Origin of the sequence: Chengkuizengella sediminis (assembly GCF_010078385.1) — a bacterium.
In the GTDB taxonomy this organism is placed as follows: Bacteria; Bacillota; Bacilli; order Paenibacillales; family KCTC-33759; genus Chengkuizengella; species Chengkuizengella sediminis.
Genome location: NZ_SIJC01000001.1, coordinates 198,075 through 215,510, shown reverse-complemented (window position 1 = coordinate 215,510; position 17,436 = coordinate 198,075). Strand labels below are relative to the sequence as shown.

15 protein-coding genes are annotated in these 17,436 nt (G+C 34.0%); all 15 read left to right on the top strand.

Annotated features, from left to right (window positions below):
* Nucleotides 1-11: 11 nt before the first annotated feature.
* The 15 genes from EPK97_RS01015 (at nucleotide 12) to EPK97_RS00945 (ending at nucleotide 17,391) form a co-directional block, all read left to right on the top strand.
* The gene (locus tag EPK97_RS01015; protein WP_240903656.1) at nucleotides 12-971 is read left to right on the top strand and encodes a bifunctional riboflavin kinase/FAD synthetase; all 960 of its coding nucleotides are present in this window, start codon (nucleotides 12-14) and stop codon (nucleotides 969-971) included.
* A gap of 217 nt (nucleotides 972-1,188) precedes the next feature.
* A complete protein-coding gene (gene rpsO / locus EPK97_RS01010) occupies nucleotides 1,189-1,458 on the top strand; it encodes a 30S ribosomal protein S15 (protein ID WP_162034732.1) in 270 nt (89 codons plus the stop codon).
* 284 nt (nucleotides 1,459-1,742) lie between these two features.
* A complete protein-coding gene (pnp, locus tag EPK97_RS01005) occupies nucleotides 1,743-3,839 on the top strand; it encodes a polyribonucleotide nucleotidyltransferase (RefSeq protein ID WP_162034731.1) in 2,097 nt (698 codons plus the stop codon).
* Between the two features lie 118 nt (nucleotides 3,840-3,957).
* The gene (locus EPK97_RS01000; protein ID WP_162034730.1) at nucleotides 3,958-4,947 is read left to right on the top strand and encodes a polysaccharide deacetylase family protein; all 990 of its coding nucleotides are present in this window, start codon (nucleotides 3,958-3,960) and stop codon (nucleotides 4,945-4,947) included.
* 68 nt (nucleotides 4,948-5,015) lie between these two features.
* Nucleotides 5,016-6,269, top strand: coding sequence for an insulinase family protein (locus EPK97_RS00995; protein ID WP_162034729.1), 1,254 nt, complete (start codon nucleotides 5,016-5,018; stop codon nucleotides 6,267-6,269).
* On the top strand, nucleotides 6,259-6,711 hold the full coding sequence (dut, locus tag EPK97_RS00990; RefSeq protein ID WP_240903655.1) for a dUTP diphosphatase: 453 nt from the start codon (nucleotides 6,259-6,261) through the stop codon (nucleotides 6,709-6,711). The genes EPK97_RS00995 and dut overlap by 11 nt, the downstream gene beginning before the upstream one ends.
* Before the next feature lie 170 nt (nucleotides 6,712-6,881).
* Nucleotides 6,882-7,778 (top strand): dipicolinate synthase subunit DpsA, encoded by an 897-nt coding sequence (gene dpsA / locus EPK97_RS00985; RefSeq protein WP_162034727.1) that lies wholly within the window; start codon nucleotides 6,882-6,884, stop codon nucleotides 7,776-7,778.
* A gap of 1 nt (nucleotide 7,779) precedes the next feature.
* Complete coding sequence (locus tag EPK97_RS00980; protein ID WP_162034726.1) at nucleotides 7,780-8,373, top strand: dipicolinate synthase subunit B; 594 nt, start codon at nucleotides 7,780-7,782, stop codon at nucleotides 8,371-8,373.
* Nucleotides 8,374-8,455: 82 nt separating this feature from the next.
* Nucleotides 8,456-9,493, top strand: a complete 1,038-nt coding sequence (locus tag EPK97_RS00975; protein WP_162034725.1) for an aspartate-semialdehyde dehydrogenase — start codon at nucleotides 8,456-8,458, stop codon at nucleotides 9,491-9,493.
* Between the two features lie 86 nt (nucleotides 9,494-9,579).
* The gene (gene dapG / locus EPK97_RS00970) at nucleotides 9,580-10,794 is read left to right on the top strand and encodes an aspartate kinase (protein WP_162034724.1); all 1,215 of its coding nucleotides are present in this window, start codon (nucleotides 9,580-9,582) and stop codon (nucleotides 10,792-10,794) included.
* Between the two features lie 117 nt (nucleotides 10,795-10,911).
* Complete coding sequence (gene dapA, locus EPK97_RS00965) at nucleotides 10,912-11,790, top strand: 4-hydroxy-tetrahydrodipicolinate synthase (RefSeq protein ID WP_170295421.1); 879 nt, start codon at nucleotides 10,912-10,914, stop codon at nucleotides 11,788-11,790.
* 215 nt (nucleotides 11,791-12,005) lie between these two features.
* Nucleotides 12,006-13,679, top strand: coding sequence for a ribonuclease J (locus EPK97_RS00960; protein WP_162034722.1), 1,674 nt, complete (start codon nucleotides 12,006-12,008; stop codon nucleotides 13,677-13,679).
* Between the two features lie 235 nt (nucleotides 13,680-13,914).
* The gene (locus EPK97_RS00955) at nucleotides 13,915-14,655 is read left to right on the top strand and encodes a ClpP family protease (protein ID WP_162034721.1); all 741 of its coding nucleotides are present in this window, start codon (nucleotides 13,915-13,917) and stop codon (nucleotides 14,653-14,655) included.
* Nucleotides 14,652-14,879 (top strand): YlzJ-like family protein, encoded by a 228-nt coding sequence (locus EPK97_RS00950; RefSeq protein ID WP_162034720.1) that lies wholly within the window; start codon nucleotides 14,652-14,654, stop codon nucleotides 14,877-14,879. The genes EPK97_RS00955 and EPK97_RS00950 overlap by 4 nt, the downstream gene beginning before the upstream one ends.
* A 64-nt stretch (nucleotides 14,880-14,943) precedes the next feature.
* On the top strand, nucleotides 14,944-17,391 hold the full coding sequence (locus EPK97_RS00945; protein WP_162034719.1) for an FtsK/SpoIIIE family DNA translocase: 2,448 nt from the start codon (nucleotides 14,944-14,946) through the stop codon (nucleotides 17,389-17,391).
* The last annotated feature ends 45 nt before the right edge of the window (nucleotides 17,392-17,436 follow it).

The following is a 17,436-nucleotide window of genomic DNA, read 5'->3' as shown; positions in this document are numbered from 1 at the left end:
GTAGGTGAAAAATGATGAAAATTATCCATTTATCTTATCCTTTACAGTTTCCAATCCCAAACCTGCCTGATTCACAGCAGGTTTTAGCGATCGGTGATTTTGATGGTATTCATTTAGGACATCAGTATGTGATTCAAAATGCAAGAAATATTGCGAAAAGAAATCAAATACCATTGTCTATCATGACTTTTAATCCCCATCCCAGAGAAGTATTAGGTCAATCTAAATATTCAAGATATCTTGTTCCACTTCAAAAAAAGATGGAACTTCTTGAAAGCTTGGATTTAGACTATGTTTATATTGTTCACTTTGATAAAGAATTTTCAAAAGTGAGCACAGATGATTTTGTGAATAAGTTTTTATTCCCACTTAAATTACATACTATCGTTGTTGGATTTGATTTTACATTTGGCTACCGAGGAAGTGGGACAGTTGAAACTTTAAAACAAATCTGTGACCGTAGAATGAGTGTAAACATCGTTGAACCATATAACTTAAATGGAGAAAAAGTAAGCAGTACCCTGATCAGGGAACAATTACATTTGGGGAATGTTGATAGAATAAGACAATTTACAGGGCGTGACTATTTTATAACCGGTACAGTTGTACATGGGGATGGTAGAGGCAGAACAATCGGTTTTCCTACCGCTAACATAGAAATATCTGAACCTTTCGTACTTCCTAAAAAAGGTGTTTACGTCGTAAAAATTTCATTGAATGATAAAGTGTACTCAGGAGTTCTAAATATCGGAGTTAAACCAACATTTTATGAAGAAAATATTACACCGACCTTAGAAGCACATATATTCGACTTCTCTGAGGATATTTATGATGAAGAAATAAAGGTTGAATTTTTATCTTATTTAAGAGATGAAAAGAGATTTCAATCTGTAGAAGCCTTAGTTGAGCAAATTAAAGAGGATGTTAAAAAAGCAAAACTGTACACTCAAAAAAGTAACATCAACCTTTGATTGGTTCAAACAGGAGGATTTTTGTTCACATATAGGAAAATATAATTTTGGGGTTATATATTTCTTTGCTTTCATAAAACAGTTGTGATATACTAACAACGGTGTTGAGTGAAGAAGAAATTTTTCCCTTTACACCATACGAACCTTAGCATGGAATGACGTTTCACCGGCGAATTCTGGGCTATTGGCGATTTTATTGAAGAAGGAGGTGAAACGGATGGCACTTACAGCAGAACGTAAAACAGAAATCATTCAAGAATTTAAAGTTCATGAAACGGATACAGGATCACCAGAAGTACAAATTGCTATCCTAACTGAGAACATAAACAATCTGACAGATCACTTACGTACACACAAAAAAGATCATCATTCCCGTCGTGGATTGTTAAAAATGGTTGGTCAACGTCGTAGTTTATTAGCGTATTTGAAGAAAAATGATCTAAAACGTTACAGTACGCTCATTGAAAAACTAGGATTACGTAGATAATAAAGTTAAAAGCAACCGGTTGTTCATCCTTTGGCTAATTGAGCTAACTGTGAACAATAAGGTTGTTTTTTTTTAACTGGTATAAATTTTGAACTGGTAACATCGCATTAGTACATCCTGAACTGACAATTACCCCTCTGTCTTCACCATAGAGGTATGCCAATAGAGGAGTTTTTTTAAAAAGATTTTATTGAAGTAGATATTTATTTAAAAAAGAAGGAAATAATAACATTTATGAAGAATTGAATTTTGATGTACGATTATACATACTAAGGAGGGACAATATGAAAAAAACAATAGATATGGAAATTAATGGTGAAAAACTTACATTAGAGACAGGTGTTTTAGCCAAACAAGCTAATGCGGCTGTAAAAGTTAGTTATGGAGATACTGTTGTGTTATGTACAGTCACTGCCTCTAATGAAGCAAGTAACTTAGATTTTTTCCCACTAACAGTGAATTATGAAGAAAGATTATATGCGGTAGGTAAAATCCCTGGTGGTTTTATCAAAAGAGAAGGTCGTCCTAGTGAGAAAGCGATTTTAGCTAGTAGGTTGACGGATCGAGCTATTAGACCACTTTTTGCAGATGGGTTTAGAAATGAAGTGCAAATTATGAATTTAGTCATGAGTGTGGATCAGAATTTCTCCCCCGAGATCACTGCCATGATAGGTACTTCAGCAGCTTTAAGTATCTCTGATATTCCTTTTAACGGACCTATCGGAGGGGTTGTTATCGGCAGAATTAATGAAGAATTTATCATTAATCCAAACAGAGCTCAAATTGAGGAAAGTGATTTATATTTAGTTGTCGCTGGAACAAACGATGCCATTATGATGGTAGAGGGAGAAGCAGACGAAGTTCCCGAAGATATTGTTTTAGAAGCGATCATGTTTGGTCATGAAGAGATCAAAAAAATAGTCTCTGTACAAGAAAAGTATGTTGAAATTGCCGGTAAGCCTAAAATGGCAGTAGAACTACATAGTGTAAATGAAGAAGTGAATCAAGCTACTCGTGATTTTGCATCAAAACGTTTGATTGAAGCTGTACAAGTTCATGAGAAACATGCTCGACAAGATGCTATAGATCTCGTTAAAAATGAAACAATAGAACATTTCTCAGCCATTTATGAGAATGAACCTGATTTTTTAAAAGATGTTAAAGAAACTCTGAACACTATCGTGAAAGAGGAAGTAAGAAGATTAATTACACATGAGAAAGTAAGACCTGATGGAAGAGCTTTAGATGAGATACGTCCAATTGAATCAGACACCAATATATTACCTCGTACTCACGGTTCAGGTTTATTTACAAGAGGACAAACACAAGCCTTGAGTATATGTACTTTAGGTGCACTCGGAGATGTTCAAATCTTAGATGGGATTGATCTTGAAGAATCAAAAAGATTTATGCACCATTATAACTTTCCACCATTTAGTGTTGGGGAAGCAAGACCTTTAAGACCACCAGGTAGACGTGAAATTGGACACGGAGCACTAGGAGAAAAAGCATTAGAAAAAGTCATTCCACCTGAAACAGATTTCCCTTATACAATACGATTAGTATCTGAAGTTCTTGAGTCTAATGGATCGTCATCACAAGCAAGTATATGTGCAAGTACTTTAGCTATGATGGATGCAGGTGTTCCAATAAAAGCCCCGGTTGCTGGAATTGCGATGGGTCTTATTAAAGATCAGGATCACATCTCTATTCTAACAGATATTCAAGGAATGGAAGACCATCTTGGAGATATGGACTTTAAGGTAGCTGGAACCAGTAACGGAATGACAGCCATTCAAATGGACATTAAAATTGAGGGCATCAATCGTGAAATATTAACACAGGCATTAACTCAAGCTACAGAGGGTAGAATGTTTATTTTAGGGAAGATGCTTGAAACGATTCAAGAACCAAATCAAAAACTATCACAGTATGCTCCTAAAATTCTAACTTTAAATATCAATCCTGATAAAATCCGTGATGTTATTGGAGCGGGTGGAAAAATCATAAATAAAATAATTGAAGATACCGGTGTGAAAATTGATATTGAACAAGATGGTCGTATCTTTATCTCATCAGTAAACGAAGAAATGAATGACAAGGCAAGACAAACGATTGAAAATATCGTTAAAGAAGTTGAAGTTGGAGAAACATACTTAGGTAAAGTCAAAAGAATCGAAAAGTTTGGTGCATTTGTAGAAGTACTGCCGGGCAAAGAAGGATTGGTTCACATTTCTCAATTGTCCACTGAACGAGTTGCTAAGGTTGAAGATGTTGTGAAAATGGGTGAAAGTATCACTGTTAAAGTGACTGAAATTGACCAGCAAGGACGCATCAATCTTTCTCGTAAAGCAACGTTAGTATCAGACAATAAATCTTAATTTTACACCATATTAGAGTGAAGAGTCAGAATTGTTCTGTCTCTTTTTTTGTATGTACTTTTTTTTTATTAAATATCATAAGATAGGACAAAGTATGTACAAAAAGGGGTTTATTGGAATGCACATTAAAAGAGGTTGGATAACCATTTCTTTATTTTTTATATTATTTTGGCTCTTGAACCAATCTAGTGCTTTAAATGATTACATTAATAGTGTGAAAGAAAATAATAATTCGTTATCAGTGTATCAACCTCAAGGTTCAAATGATTTGTTATTAGAAAAAATTAAAGAAGCAGCTGAGAAGAATAACATTGAACCCATAAACGCTAGAATTGATCGTGTTTGGAAGGCGATCCCCGGTTACAATGGAAGAGAGGTAAACATAGAGAAAACCTACTATTTAGCCATGAAATTAAATAATAATCAAATTCCTTTTGTTTATAAAGAAGTTGAACCAAAAATCCAACTCGAAGATTTAGAACCTAATGCTATTTTTAAAGGAAACCCCAACAAAAAAATGGTTTCGATAATGGTTAACGTCTCTTGGGGAACAGATTACATTCCGTCAATTTTAAAAACATTAGAAAAAGAAAATGTCCATTCAACCTTTTTTTTAGATGGTCAATGGATTAACAAGAATATAGAAGTTGCAAAACAAATTGCTGATTTGGGTCATGAATTATCCAACCATGCATATTCCCACAAAAATATGAGCGAGTTAAACAGAAAAGAAGCCTTAGATGAGATGTCAAAAACGCAAGTTTTATTAAAGGAACATTTTAATGTAGATAACAAGTTGTTTGCCCCACCTTCAGGAGATTGGGATCAAGAGACCGTATTATTAGCAAATGAACTAAATATGAAAACTATTCATTGGACCATTGATACGATAGATTGGAAAAATCCTAGTCCAGATTATATTATTAAAAAAATATCTTCAAGATTGGAACCAGGAGTGCTTATTCTTATGCACCCTACAGAATCATCTAGTAAAGCATTACCTGAAATGATAAGTGTGATCAAAAAGGAGGGTTATGTCATTGGAACAGTAAGTGATTTAATATCTTCTAGAAGAATGAATGAAGTTGAGACCCATTTTAATTTTTGATAGAATGAATAAATGACCTTTTGTTCGAAATTTAGAATTATTTTATTGGGGAAGTAGGAGGCAATGTAGTGAAAAAACATCACTTAAAAAACGGATTGCGTGTAATAACTGAAAAAATACCAGCATGCAGATCTGTTTCTTTTGGCATTTGGGTGAAAACAGGTTCTAGAAATGAAGGTATGGAGAATAACGGGATCTCTCATTTTATTGAACATATGTTGTTTAAAGGAACAGATCAATATACAGCCGCAGAAATTGCAGATACATTCGATAGTATTGGTGGAAATGTAAATGCATTTACTTCAAAAGAATATACATGTTATTACACAAAAGTATTAGATGAACATTTAGATATAGCATTAGAAGTACTCTCAAGTATGTTTTTAAATTCTACAATGGATCCTAATGAATTAATCAAAGAGAAAAATGTAATCTATGAGGAAATTTCGATGTATGATGATACACCAGATGAATTAGTTCATGATTTAGTGACGATAGCTGCATATAAAAATCACTCACTTGCTTACCCTATATTAGGGACTGAAAACATTTTAGAAAATTTACATAGTGAAGATTTGCAACGATTTATGAAAAATCATTATCATTTGAATAATACAGTGATCAGTGTAGCTGGTAATATTGATGATTTAATTTTGGAGAAGATAGAAAAATATTTTGGAGAATTTTCAGGTCATGGGCAATCTCAAAGTCCTACTTCTCCTACATTTGAAGCTGAGCAATTATACCATTATAAAGATACTGAACAAAATCATATCTGTTTAACGCTACAGGGCTGCTCTTTAAAAGATCAACAATTATTCACAATGACATTACTAAATAATTATATTGGTGGAGGTATGAGTTCAAGACTATTTCAGGAAATTAGAGAAAATCGAGGTCTTGCATATTCAATCTATTCATACCATAGTGCATTTGAAGATAGTGGGTTGTTTACAATTTATATGGGTACTGCACCAAAACAAACAAAATCAGTGTTAGATGTTACAATGGAAACGTTGGAGACCATTCTTCTTAAAGGTATGACAGTTGAACAACTTAAAAAAAGTAAAGAGCAATTAAAGGGTAGCTTAATTTTAAGCTTAGAGAGTACAAGTAGTAGAATGAATAGACTTGGAAAAAATGAATTAATGATGGGAAAACATCTATCTTTAGATGAAATTATTAATAAAATAGATTCTGTAACGACTAATGATGTTAAAAATTTACTCAGTAAAATGTTTAGTACACCATTCGCAATGGCAATGGTTGGTCAAAAGGAAGATGTGTTTAAACAATTTAGGAGGGATCGCCTTGTCATTTAATGTACAAATAAAAAAAGTATCTACAGAAATTGAATTTGATTTACCTAAAAAAATGACAACTTTAGCTAGTGGTTATGATTTAATTGCAGCAATTGAATCTCCATTAACAATACAACCAGGAGAAAGGATATTAGTGCCTTCAGGTATTGCCATTAGCATGTCGAATAACTTAGAAGCACAGGTACGGCCTAGAAGTGGATTAGCATTTAAATATGGGATCACAGTTTTAAATTCTCCGGGGACTATTGATGCAGATTATAGGGGTGAAATAAAAGTTTTACTCATAAATCACAGTAAAGAAGAATTCATCATTCAACCTATGGATCGAATAGCTCAATTGGTTTTCCAAGTCATTCCTGATGTTCAGCTCATTCAAGTAAATGAACTTACGGTTACGGAACGCGGGGCTGGCGGTTTCGGTCATACAGGAATTAATGAATAAAGTGCAACTACCCCTCTGTCTTCGCCTTTAAGGCTCGCCAATTGGCGAGTTTTCTTTATTTTCAATCCTTTTCTTAGATCTATATGAGACTCTTTTTAGTTTGTAACTTAATTGTACGCTCCAGCATATTATGAGTTATTGAAGAAGGTATAGAAAGGAGTTTAATGTTGATGTTAACAGGAATCCATGTAGCATTTTTAGGCGGGGATGCAAGACAGTTAGAGGTGATTGAGAAGTTTTCCGAAATGGATGCATCCATTACTTTAATTGGATTTGATAATTTAGAACCCAAATATAGTGGGGTAAAATATGCTGAATTAAAGGAAGATGTACTTAAAACCATTGATGTCCTTATTCTTCACGCAGTTGTGACTAATAATACTGGTAAGATAGATTCAATCTTTTCATCAAAAGAATTGCTGCTTACTGAGAGTCATTTAAAGAGCCTTCCTAAACATGCAAAAATATACACTGGATATTCTAAACCATACTTTAGAAACTTATGTCAAGAAAACACAGTTGATCTCATTGAGCTCTTTGAACGTGATGATGTGGCTATTTATAATTCTATACCTACAGCTGAAGGTGCAATCATGATGGCTATTGAAAATACAGATATCACGATTCATGGTTCTAGATGTATTGTTTTAGGACTTGGCAGAACCGGCATTACATTAGCAAGGACTTTAAAGGGTATCGGTGCTCAAGTAAAAATAGGAGTGCGTAAACATGAACATTTTGCAAGAGCATATGAAATGCAGTTGAATCCATTTTTATTGAAGAATTTAAGTACTGAAGTGACTGATATTGACTTGCTTTTTAATACAATTCCAACTATGATAGTCACAGCCGAGGTCATCGCTCATATACCTCATAGAGCAGTTATTATAGATCTTGCCTCAAAACCTGGTGGAACGGATTTTCGTTTTGCAGAAAAAAGAGGTATAAAAGCAATGATTGCCCCAGGACTACCTGGAATTGTAGCACCGAAAACAGCTGGACAGATCATAGCCAAAAGTTTAATTCAGTTGATATCGGAAGATTCTAGTGAATGGGGGAATGATTAATATGGACTGGAAAAGTAAAACAGTAGGATTTGCTTTATCTGGATCACATTGTACGGTGGAAGAAGTGTTGCCTGAAATACAAAAATTTGTAGATGAAGGAGCAACAGTGATACCTATCGTCTCATCTACTCTGAAAACAACGGATACACGTTTTGGCAATGCAAAAGATTGGTTAAAAAAGTTGAAAGAAATCACCGGAAATGATATCATTTCTACAATTGTTGAAGCAGAGCCACTTGGTCCATCTAAATTATTGGATGTGTTGGTCATCGCTCCTTGTACGGGCAATACAACAAGTAAATTAGCCAATGCTATGACAGATTCCCCTGTAATTATGGCTGCAAAAGCTCAACTCCGGAATCTAAGGCCTTTAGTGTTAGCTATCTCAACAAATGATGGGCTAGGATTGAATGCAAGTAATATTGCTAAATTATATAATACTAAAAATATTTTTTTTGTACCATACGGACAGGATAACCCAGAACAAAAACCTAATTCCTTAGTAGCGAACATGGGTCTCGTAGTTGAAACTTGTGCATCTGCTATCGAAGGGAATCAAATTCAACCAATGATCATTGAGTATCCTATTAACTAATAAATGAAGTGACAACTTTGGTTTATGTCCTATTTAAAATGGATGATAAAATATACATTGCAATTGAGAGGAGAACATATTCATGACAAATCAAAAATTATTTAATGTAGCTGTAGTTGGATCTACTGGAGCCGTTGGTGGACAGATCATTAAACTATTGGAAGAAAGAGATTTCCCTATTAATGAACTGAAGTTACTTTCATCTGCTAGATCAGCTGGAAAAAAGATAGAGTTTAAAAATAAAGAAATCACATTAGAAGAAGCCACTCCCAATAGCTTTGAAAATATTGATATTGCATTGTTTAGCGCTGGGGGAAGTGTAAGTATGGAGCTTGTTCCACATGCGGTTGAAAGTGGAGCCATTTGTATAGATAATACAAGTGCATTTCGTATGGATCCAGATACTCCCTTAATTGTTCCAGAGGTAAATATAGATCAACTCAATGAGCATAAAGGTATCATTGCAAACCCGAATTGTTCTACAATTCAAATGGTAGCAGCTTTAAAGCCGTTATATGACCGTTATGGGTTTTCGAGAATTATTACATCCACATATCAAGCAGTATCAGGATCAGGAAAAAGTGCTATTGATGAAACGATTAAACAATCTAGAGATTTTATTGAAGGAAAAAATGTGACACCTGACATTTTACCTGTTGGAGGTTTACCAGTAAAACACCAAATTGCGTTTAATGCGATTCCTCAAATTGATAAATTTGTAGATAATGGATTTACGTTTGAAGAAATGAAAATGGTGAACGAAACTAAAAAAATTATGGGTGATGAATCATTAGAAATCACAGTAACATGTGTGAGAATCCCCGTTATTTTTGGTCATTCTGAGTCTGTCTATGTAGAATTGCATGAAGATTTTGATGTTGAGGAAGTAAGAACATTACTTTCAGAAGCACCCGGTATCATTGTCGAGGATCTTCCTGAAGAACAGAAATATCCACTGGCAACAGAATGTGCTGGTAAGTTAGATGTTTTTGTTGGACGTATTCGCAAGGATTTGGCGAACCCACGTGGTTTAAATATGTGGATTGTATCTGATAACTTGTTAAAGGGTGCAGCTTGGAATGCAGTACAAATTGCTGAATATATTGCAAAGCAATCATAAACTAATTACACCAAAAAAGAATCTAATATAAATATACTACTCATTGTTAAGGTTCCTTAGATACAACCAAGGAGGAATGAAAGAGAGTGAGTATTTTAGTTCAAAAGTTTGGTGGTACTTCTTTGTCTAATGAATTTGCTAGATCTCATGTGATTGACCATATTAAAAGTGCGTACGAACAAAATTACAAACTGGTTGTTATTGTATCTGCAATGGGCAGAAAAGGAGAACCGTATGCAACAGATACATTACTCGATTTAATTAAAAAGAACGGAAATCAGCTTCCTCCGAAAGAAACCGATTTATTGTTGGGGTGTGGTGAAATCATTTCAGCTTCCGTTTTATGCAGTTTATTAAATCAGGATTCTATTTCGTCTGAAGTATTAACTGGTGCGCAAGCAGGTGTTTTAACCAATCATCAACATAATAAAGCGCTGATAAAATCTATACAACCAAAACGTATATTGCAGTTGTTAGATCAAAATAAAGTTGTGATCATTACTGGTTATCAAGGATATAATGAATCAGGTGATCTTACTACATTAGGGCGTGGTGGCAGTGACACGTCAGCAACAGCAATTGCATCAGCTATAAATGCAAAGATGGTTGATATTTTTACAGATGTGGATGGGATACTGACAGCTGATCCAAGAATTGTAGAAGATGCTAAACCTTTAAAAAAAGTATCTTATATTGAAATTTGTAATATGGCTCAGTATGGAGCTAAAGTTGTTCATCCTAGGGCTGTGGAAATTGCTATGCATTCTAATATTCCAATAAGAGTAAGGTCTACATTTTCCAAAGATGAAGGTACTTTAGTAACAAATAATGAAACATTACAGGAGCAAAGTGTTGTTCATGATCGTTTTGTAACAGGAATCACTCATGTACCCAATGTTTCACAGATCCATATTACTGCAAGTCAGGGACAATATGATCTTCAATTAAAAGTATTTAAAGCTATGGCAAAGCAACAAATTAGTGTGGATCTAATTAATGTTACACCTTCGGGTGTCATGTATACCGTTCATGATCATGAAATCAAAAAAGCAATTTCCACATTGCATGATTTAGGATATGATCCATTCTATCAATCAAATTGTGCAAAGGTATCGGTCATAGGCGGAGGAATAAATGGGGTTCCGGGTATTATGGCAAAAATTGTTGAAGCACTAACGGAAGCAGATATTCAAATATTACAATCTGCAGATTCTAATACTACAATTTGGGTATTAATCCATGCTAATCATGTGAAAATGGCTTTGAAGGCACTCCATAAAAAATTTAATTTACACAAATAAATGTTTTTTTAATAACTATATTTTAAAAAGTGAAATCTACTAAAAAGTAGCTTTTATGTGTTTATGTAATTATAATAATCTTATAATATTTATACAAAATATTTTAAAAAAGGAGGAATGAATGTGGATTTTGGAAGAATGATGACTGCAATGGTGACTCCTTTTGATCATAATCAGAAAATTGATTGGGAACAAACAGAAAGACTCGTTGATTTTTTAATTGAAGAGCAGAAGAATGATTGTTTAGTCGTTTGTGGTACAACAGGAGAGTCCCCTACTTTATCAGATGAAGAAATGATTGAGTTATTTCAAAAGACAATTCAATTTGCAAATGGTCGTTGTAAAATCATTGCGGGGACAGGTAGTAATAATACAAAACACGCCATAGAGATGACCTTGGAAGCGGAAAAAATAGGTGTTGACGGAGTACTTGTAGTAGCCCCTTATTATAGTCGTCCAAATCAACAAGGATTATATGAGCATTTTAAAACTATCGCACAATCTACAAGCTTACCTATTATGTTGTACAATATACCAAAAAGATCTGGAGTATCCATAGAGGCACAAACGATAATTCAATTAGCTCAAGTACCCAATATTGTTGCTACTAAAGAAGCTCATAATGATTTTGATTTAATTTCTCAAATTATTTTCAACACTGATCATGATTTTAAGGTATACAGTGGGGATGACAGTTTGACTTTACCTATGCTTTCTATTGGTGCACATGGTGTAGTTAGTGTGGCTGGTCATATTATTGGTAAAGAAATCAAAGCAATGTTGACTGCATATGCAAACGGAGAAACAGAAAAAGCAATTGAGTTGCATCAACGATGTCATCCGATTTTTACGGGTCTATTTTTATGTCCTAGTCCATCCTTAGTAAAATATGCTCTAGGCTTGTTAGATATGAAAGTAGGAGGAGTGCGTTTGCCTATGACGGAAGCTACGGATGAAGGTAAATTACACATTAGAGATTTAATTGATAAAATCTAGAGTAAAAAAATGAAACAATAAAAACGTCTCCAATGTGCTTGAGATGTGTCTGTTGGAGATTTTTTTTTGTTTTGGGTAACACTATACATAATGAGTTGACTTGAATAACATGCTTTCAATGTTGTATAATTATAATAAGTGACTGGGTGCGGTTATTTTTTGGTTTTTGTTTTATTAAAATCGTCGTTAATTTAAAATAATAGGAGGGACATTTTTTGTCTAAAAAAAATAATAAAATAACCATTTTTGCTCTTGGCGGCGCGGGTGAAATTGGTAAGAATATGTATGTAGTTCAATATGGAAATGATATTGTAGTAGTTGATTCTGGTTTGAAATTCCCTGAGGAAGATATGCTCGGCATAGATATTGTAATTCCTGATACGACTTACCTAAAGGAAAATATTGATTTAGTTAGAGGTATTATTCTTACACATGGACATGAAGATCATATCGGTGGACTGCCATATGTTTTGAGGGAGTTAAACGTTCCAATTTATGGGACTAAATTAACTCTAGGATTAGTTGAAAATAAATTGCGTGAAGCTAATTTATTAGGTTCAACAAAAAGGGTTTTAATTCATGCTGATTCTGAGATCACATTAGGGAGTATGACAGCAACGTTCTTTAAAACAAACCATAGTATTCCAGACTCTGTTGGTGTTTGTTTAGATACTCCTGAAGGTGTCATCGTTCATACTGGTGACTTTAAATTTGATCATACCCCAGTAAATGATCAATATGCTGATTTACATCGTATGGCTGATATTGGAAATAAAGGTGTATTAGCTTTATTGTCTGACAGTACAAATGCTGAACGTCCTGGATATACAGGATCAGAAAAAAATGTAGGTGCTGAATTAGAAAGAGCCTTTCGTGAAGCGAAGCAAAGAATCGTTGTTGCAACATTTGCTTCCAACATTCATCGAATTCAACAAGTCATTGATGCTGCGGTAAACACAAACCGTTATTTAACAGTGATTGGTCGAAGTATGGTTAATGTGGTTGGTATTGCATCAGAACTAGGATATTTGAGAGTTCCTGAAGGAATGTTGATTGAACCGGATGAAGTTAATAAACTAGCTGCTGATCGAGTAGTCATTTTATCAACCGGTAGTCAGGGTGAACCTATGTCTGCATTGACTCGTATGGCAAGATCAACTCATCGTAAAATAGATATATTACCTGGAGACACAGTCATTATTGCAGCCACACCAATTCCAGGAAATGAAAAATTTGTAGGTCGAACTGTAGATGAACTATTTAGACTTGGTGCAAATGTTATATATGGTCCGGGCAGCACTTCAGGTGTGCATGTCTCTGGACATGGAAGCCAAGAAGAACTTAAGTTGATGCTTAATTTGATGAGACCTAAGTACTTTATACCAATACATGGAGAATACCGTATGCTTAGACAGCATGGTAAATTAGCTGAATCCGTTGGAATCGAAGCAGAGAATATTTTTATTGTTGATAATGGAGATATAGTAGAGATACAAAACGGTTCCGCTCGTAAAGCTTCAAAAGTACCAGCTGGAAATGTACTTATAGACGGTTTAGGTGTAGGGGATGTTGGAAACATTGTGCTTAGAGATCGAAAGCTGTTATCTCAAGATGGTATTCTTGTTATAGTGGTCACTTTAAGTAAACAAGAAGGCAAGATTTTATCTGGACCAGATATCATTTCAAGAGGTTTCGTATACGTTCGTGAATCAGAAGGTTTACTTGATGAGGCAAATAAGATTGTATCAGCAACTTTAAATAAATTAATGAATGATAATGTAAATGAATGGGCTTCACTTAAAACACATGTTAAAGAAGCTCTAGGACGATTTTTATATGAACAAACCAAAAGAAGACCGATGATTTTACCAATCATTATGGAAGTATAAATAATAAAACGAAAGGACTCTTTTAGGATAACCTAAAAGAGTCCTTTTTTTAGTGTAGTGGAAAGGATTACACTTCTTCAGTCAGTTTTTCGCTATTAACCATGGACGAGGTAGTTTTATTAAGGTCGAACATCATTGCTCTTCATTTTGTGGGTCAATTTCAGTTGAAAAGTATAAATTTCTACACCTAACTCATACTATGAAGGATTCATTTAACGATGGAAGGAATGAAATCATGTACACTACTAGAAATCAAAAAACAAATGAAATTCCACCTCAAACAGCTGAACAAATTAAAAATCCAACTGTGGAAAACATTCAACAATTGGGGCAGAATTCTACACTTCAAGAAGAATCAAACATATTTTGTATGACCATTATCGGGCAGGTTGAAGGTCACATGGTTTTACCACCTCAAAATAAGACAACAAAATATGAACATATCATTCCTCAATTAGTAGCTGCTGAACAAAATTCAAAAGTCGAAGGAATATTAATCATTTTAAATACTGTTGGAGGTGATGTGGAGGCTGGTTTAGCAATCGCAGAAATGATATCAACAATGTCAAAACCCACTGTGACAATTGTATTAGGCGGAGGACACAGTATTGGTGTTCCAATTGCTGTATCTTCAGATTATTCCATAATTGCAGAGACAGCAACGATGACGATACATCCAATACGCTTAAATGGGTTAGTCATTGGAGTTCCTCAAACGTTTGAGTACTTAGATAAAATGCAAGAAAGAGTCGTTAGATTTGTTATGGAGCACTCTAATATTACTGAGGAAAAATTCAAAGAATTAATGTTTAAAACTGGTGAATTAACGAGAGATATAGGGACGACTGTTATCGGACCAGACGCAGTTAGTTATGGGTTAATTGATAAGGTTGGCGGTTTATCTGATGCGACAAAACAATTAAATGAGCGGATAGTAGAATATAGAAAAATGAAAAACGGGGGCATGGTTCAATGATTATGTATTCCATTGTTCCTTTAGATGATATTTTTGATGGGATTGAAAATAATGAACCAAATCAAGAGATTGAATTAAATGGTGTAATTATGCAAGTACAACCCATGAATGCATATCAAGCAAAAGTTGTTCGATTAATTAGTCCAAATCCACAAGATTATTTGAATCCGGCTTATTCCCCTGGTCAGATTATATATTTTCAACCCCAATTTCAATCTAAATAAATAAACTTACTTTAAACACCTTTAGGAATAATGTGGTATAATTAACATTCTGGGGGTGTTTTTTTTGGCAAGAAAACGAAAGAAAAAAAAATCAATCAAAGTTAACATAAAATACGAAATTTACGGAATTCTTCTCATCATTTTCTCCATAATATCCCTTGCAGGAAAAGAATCTATTTCAGGAATCGGAGCAGTTGGGAGAGCATTTAGTTACATATTTTATTTTTTATTTGGAACACTTTACTATATTCTACCTGTAATATTAATATACATTGGATTATACGTGATGGTTAAACGAAAGTGGCCATTGTCATGGTCTTATAAAAAAACAGGGATTTCACTTATTATTTTTGGTTTTCTTATTTATTTTCAAATGGATTTGTTACTTAAGATGGAACCAGAAGGTAATTATGCTAGTATGGATATTTTAACCATACCTTATCAGAACTTTACCGAGAATTTGTTTGCAGGTGAGAATGTCGAGGCTTTTAAAGTCTCTTTAGGCGGCGGCATGATCGGTGCTTTTCTTTATGCAATTTTATATTTATTATTTGACAATCTTGGCTCACAGCTGATTATGATTACATTTTTTATTATTGGAATCATGTGTTTAACAGGAATGTCATTCGTGGAAATGTTAAAAAAATTGAAGATAAAAACAACACAAATGAAAATACCCTTCAAAAATAAGTTTAAAAAATTCACCATTTTATTTAAAAACTATAAGATAAAAAAATCCAAATCCTCTTCGACAAACAATGAGATGGATGAAGATGATTTAGAAGATGATTTTATAGAAGTACCATATCATAAGACCATCATAGAAAATCAAAATCGCCCTAATAGTCACACTTCTGAACCTAATTTTGAGAATAAAAACAGTGTTCAATTAAGTATTAATTCACAACCGCATACGATTGAAAGGAAAGAGGATCTTTCACAGGAAGTGCTTGAAGAGGAATCCGGCATCATTTTTAAGGAAGAACAGGTTCACATTGATCCTGACTCAAATCTTAATCAAGATACATTAAATACCCAAATAACTTTAAGTAATTCGGAGTATTCAGATACATATCACTTACCTTCAATTAAAATCTTAACAAGCAAATCAAATAGTGGAAAAAATAAGAAAAGAAATCAATTCAAAACAAATGAAAAAAAATTAGAAGCAACATTAGAAAGCTTTGGTGTTAGTGCACGAGTGATTGACGTGGTTCCTGGACCTACCGTAACAAGATATGAAGTACAACCTGATATTGGAGTAAAGGTCAGTAGAATTGTAAGTCTTACTGATGATATTGCACTTGCTTTGGCTGCTAAAGATATACGAATGGAAGCTCCTATTCCAGGAAAATCTGCAATTGGAATCGAAGTTCCAAATTCGGAAGTGGCAGTAGTTACTTTAAAGGAAGTTATGGAAAGTTCAACTTTTTTAGAAGCAAATGCTAATTTATCAATTTCATTAGGTAAAGATATCTCTGGACAGCCTATTATAGCGGATCTTGCTAAAATGCCTCATTTATTAGTGGCTGGTGCAACAGGATCCGGAAAATCTGTTTGTGTGAATGGGATTATCACAAGTATTTTATTTAAAGCAAAACCGAATGAAGTGAAATTTTTGATGATTGATCCTAAAAAAGTAGAATTAAACGTTTACAATGGAATACCACACCTGTTAGCTCCAGTTGTAACGGATCCTAGAAGAGCTTCACTAGCACTTAGAAAAATTGTTAGTGAAATGGAAAATAGGTATGAGTTGTTTTCAACAACGGGAACACGGAATATTGAAGGTTATAATGAATATCTTAAACAAACCGAAAGCGGAGAGCCTTTACCTTATATCGTTGTTATTGTAGATGAATTAGCAGATTTAATGATGGTTGCTGCTAATGATGTTGAAGATGCTATTTGTAGGTTGGCACAAATGGCAAGAGCAGCAGGAATTCATTTAATCATTGCTACTCAGCGCCCTTCTGTAAATGTTATTACTGGGGTAATTAAAGCAAATATACCATCTAGAATTGCTTTTGGTGTATCTTCACAAGTTGATTCTAGAACAATATTGGATTCAGTTGGTGCTGAGAAATTACTTGGTCGTGGAGATATGTTGTTCCTACCTGTTGGTTTATCTAAACCAATTAGAATACAAGGTGCATTTCTTTCAGATCAAGAAGTAGAGGTAGTAGTAAATTATGTAAAAAATCAGAAAAAAGCAGAATATAATGAAGATATGGTACCAGAAGTGAATGAACAAGAGGAAGAAGAATCTGAACCAAAGGATGCATTGTTTGATCAAGCTGTCGAAATTATAATTGAAGCAAAACAAGCTTCAGTATCCCTATTACAGAGGAAAATGAGAATCGGTTATACAAGAGCTGCTCGATTGATTGATTCCATGGAAGCCAAAGGTTATGTGGGTCCTTATGAAGGAAGTAAACCTAGAGAAGTAATCATTACACCAGAACAATTAAATCAAAATAAAAGTGAAAATCAAAATCAGAAGACTTCATAAACGAATAGTTAATTTCAACTTTTCTCATAATAAGCAATAAAAGTA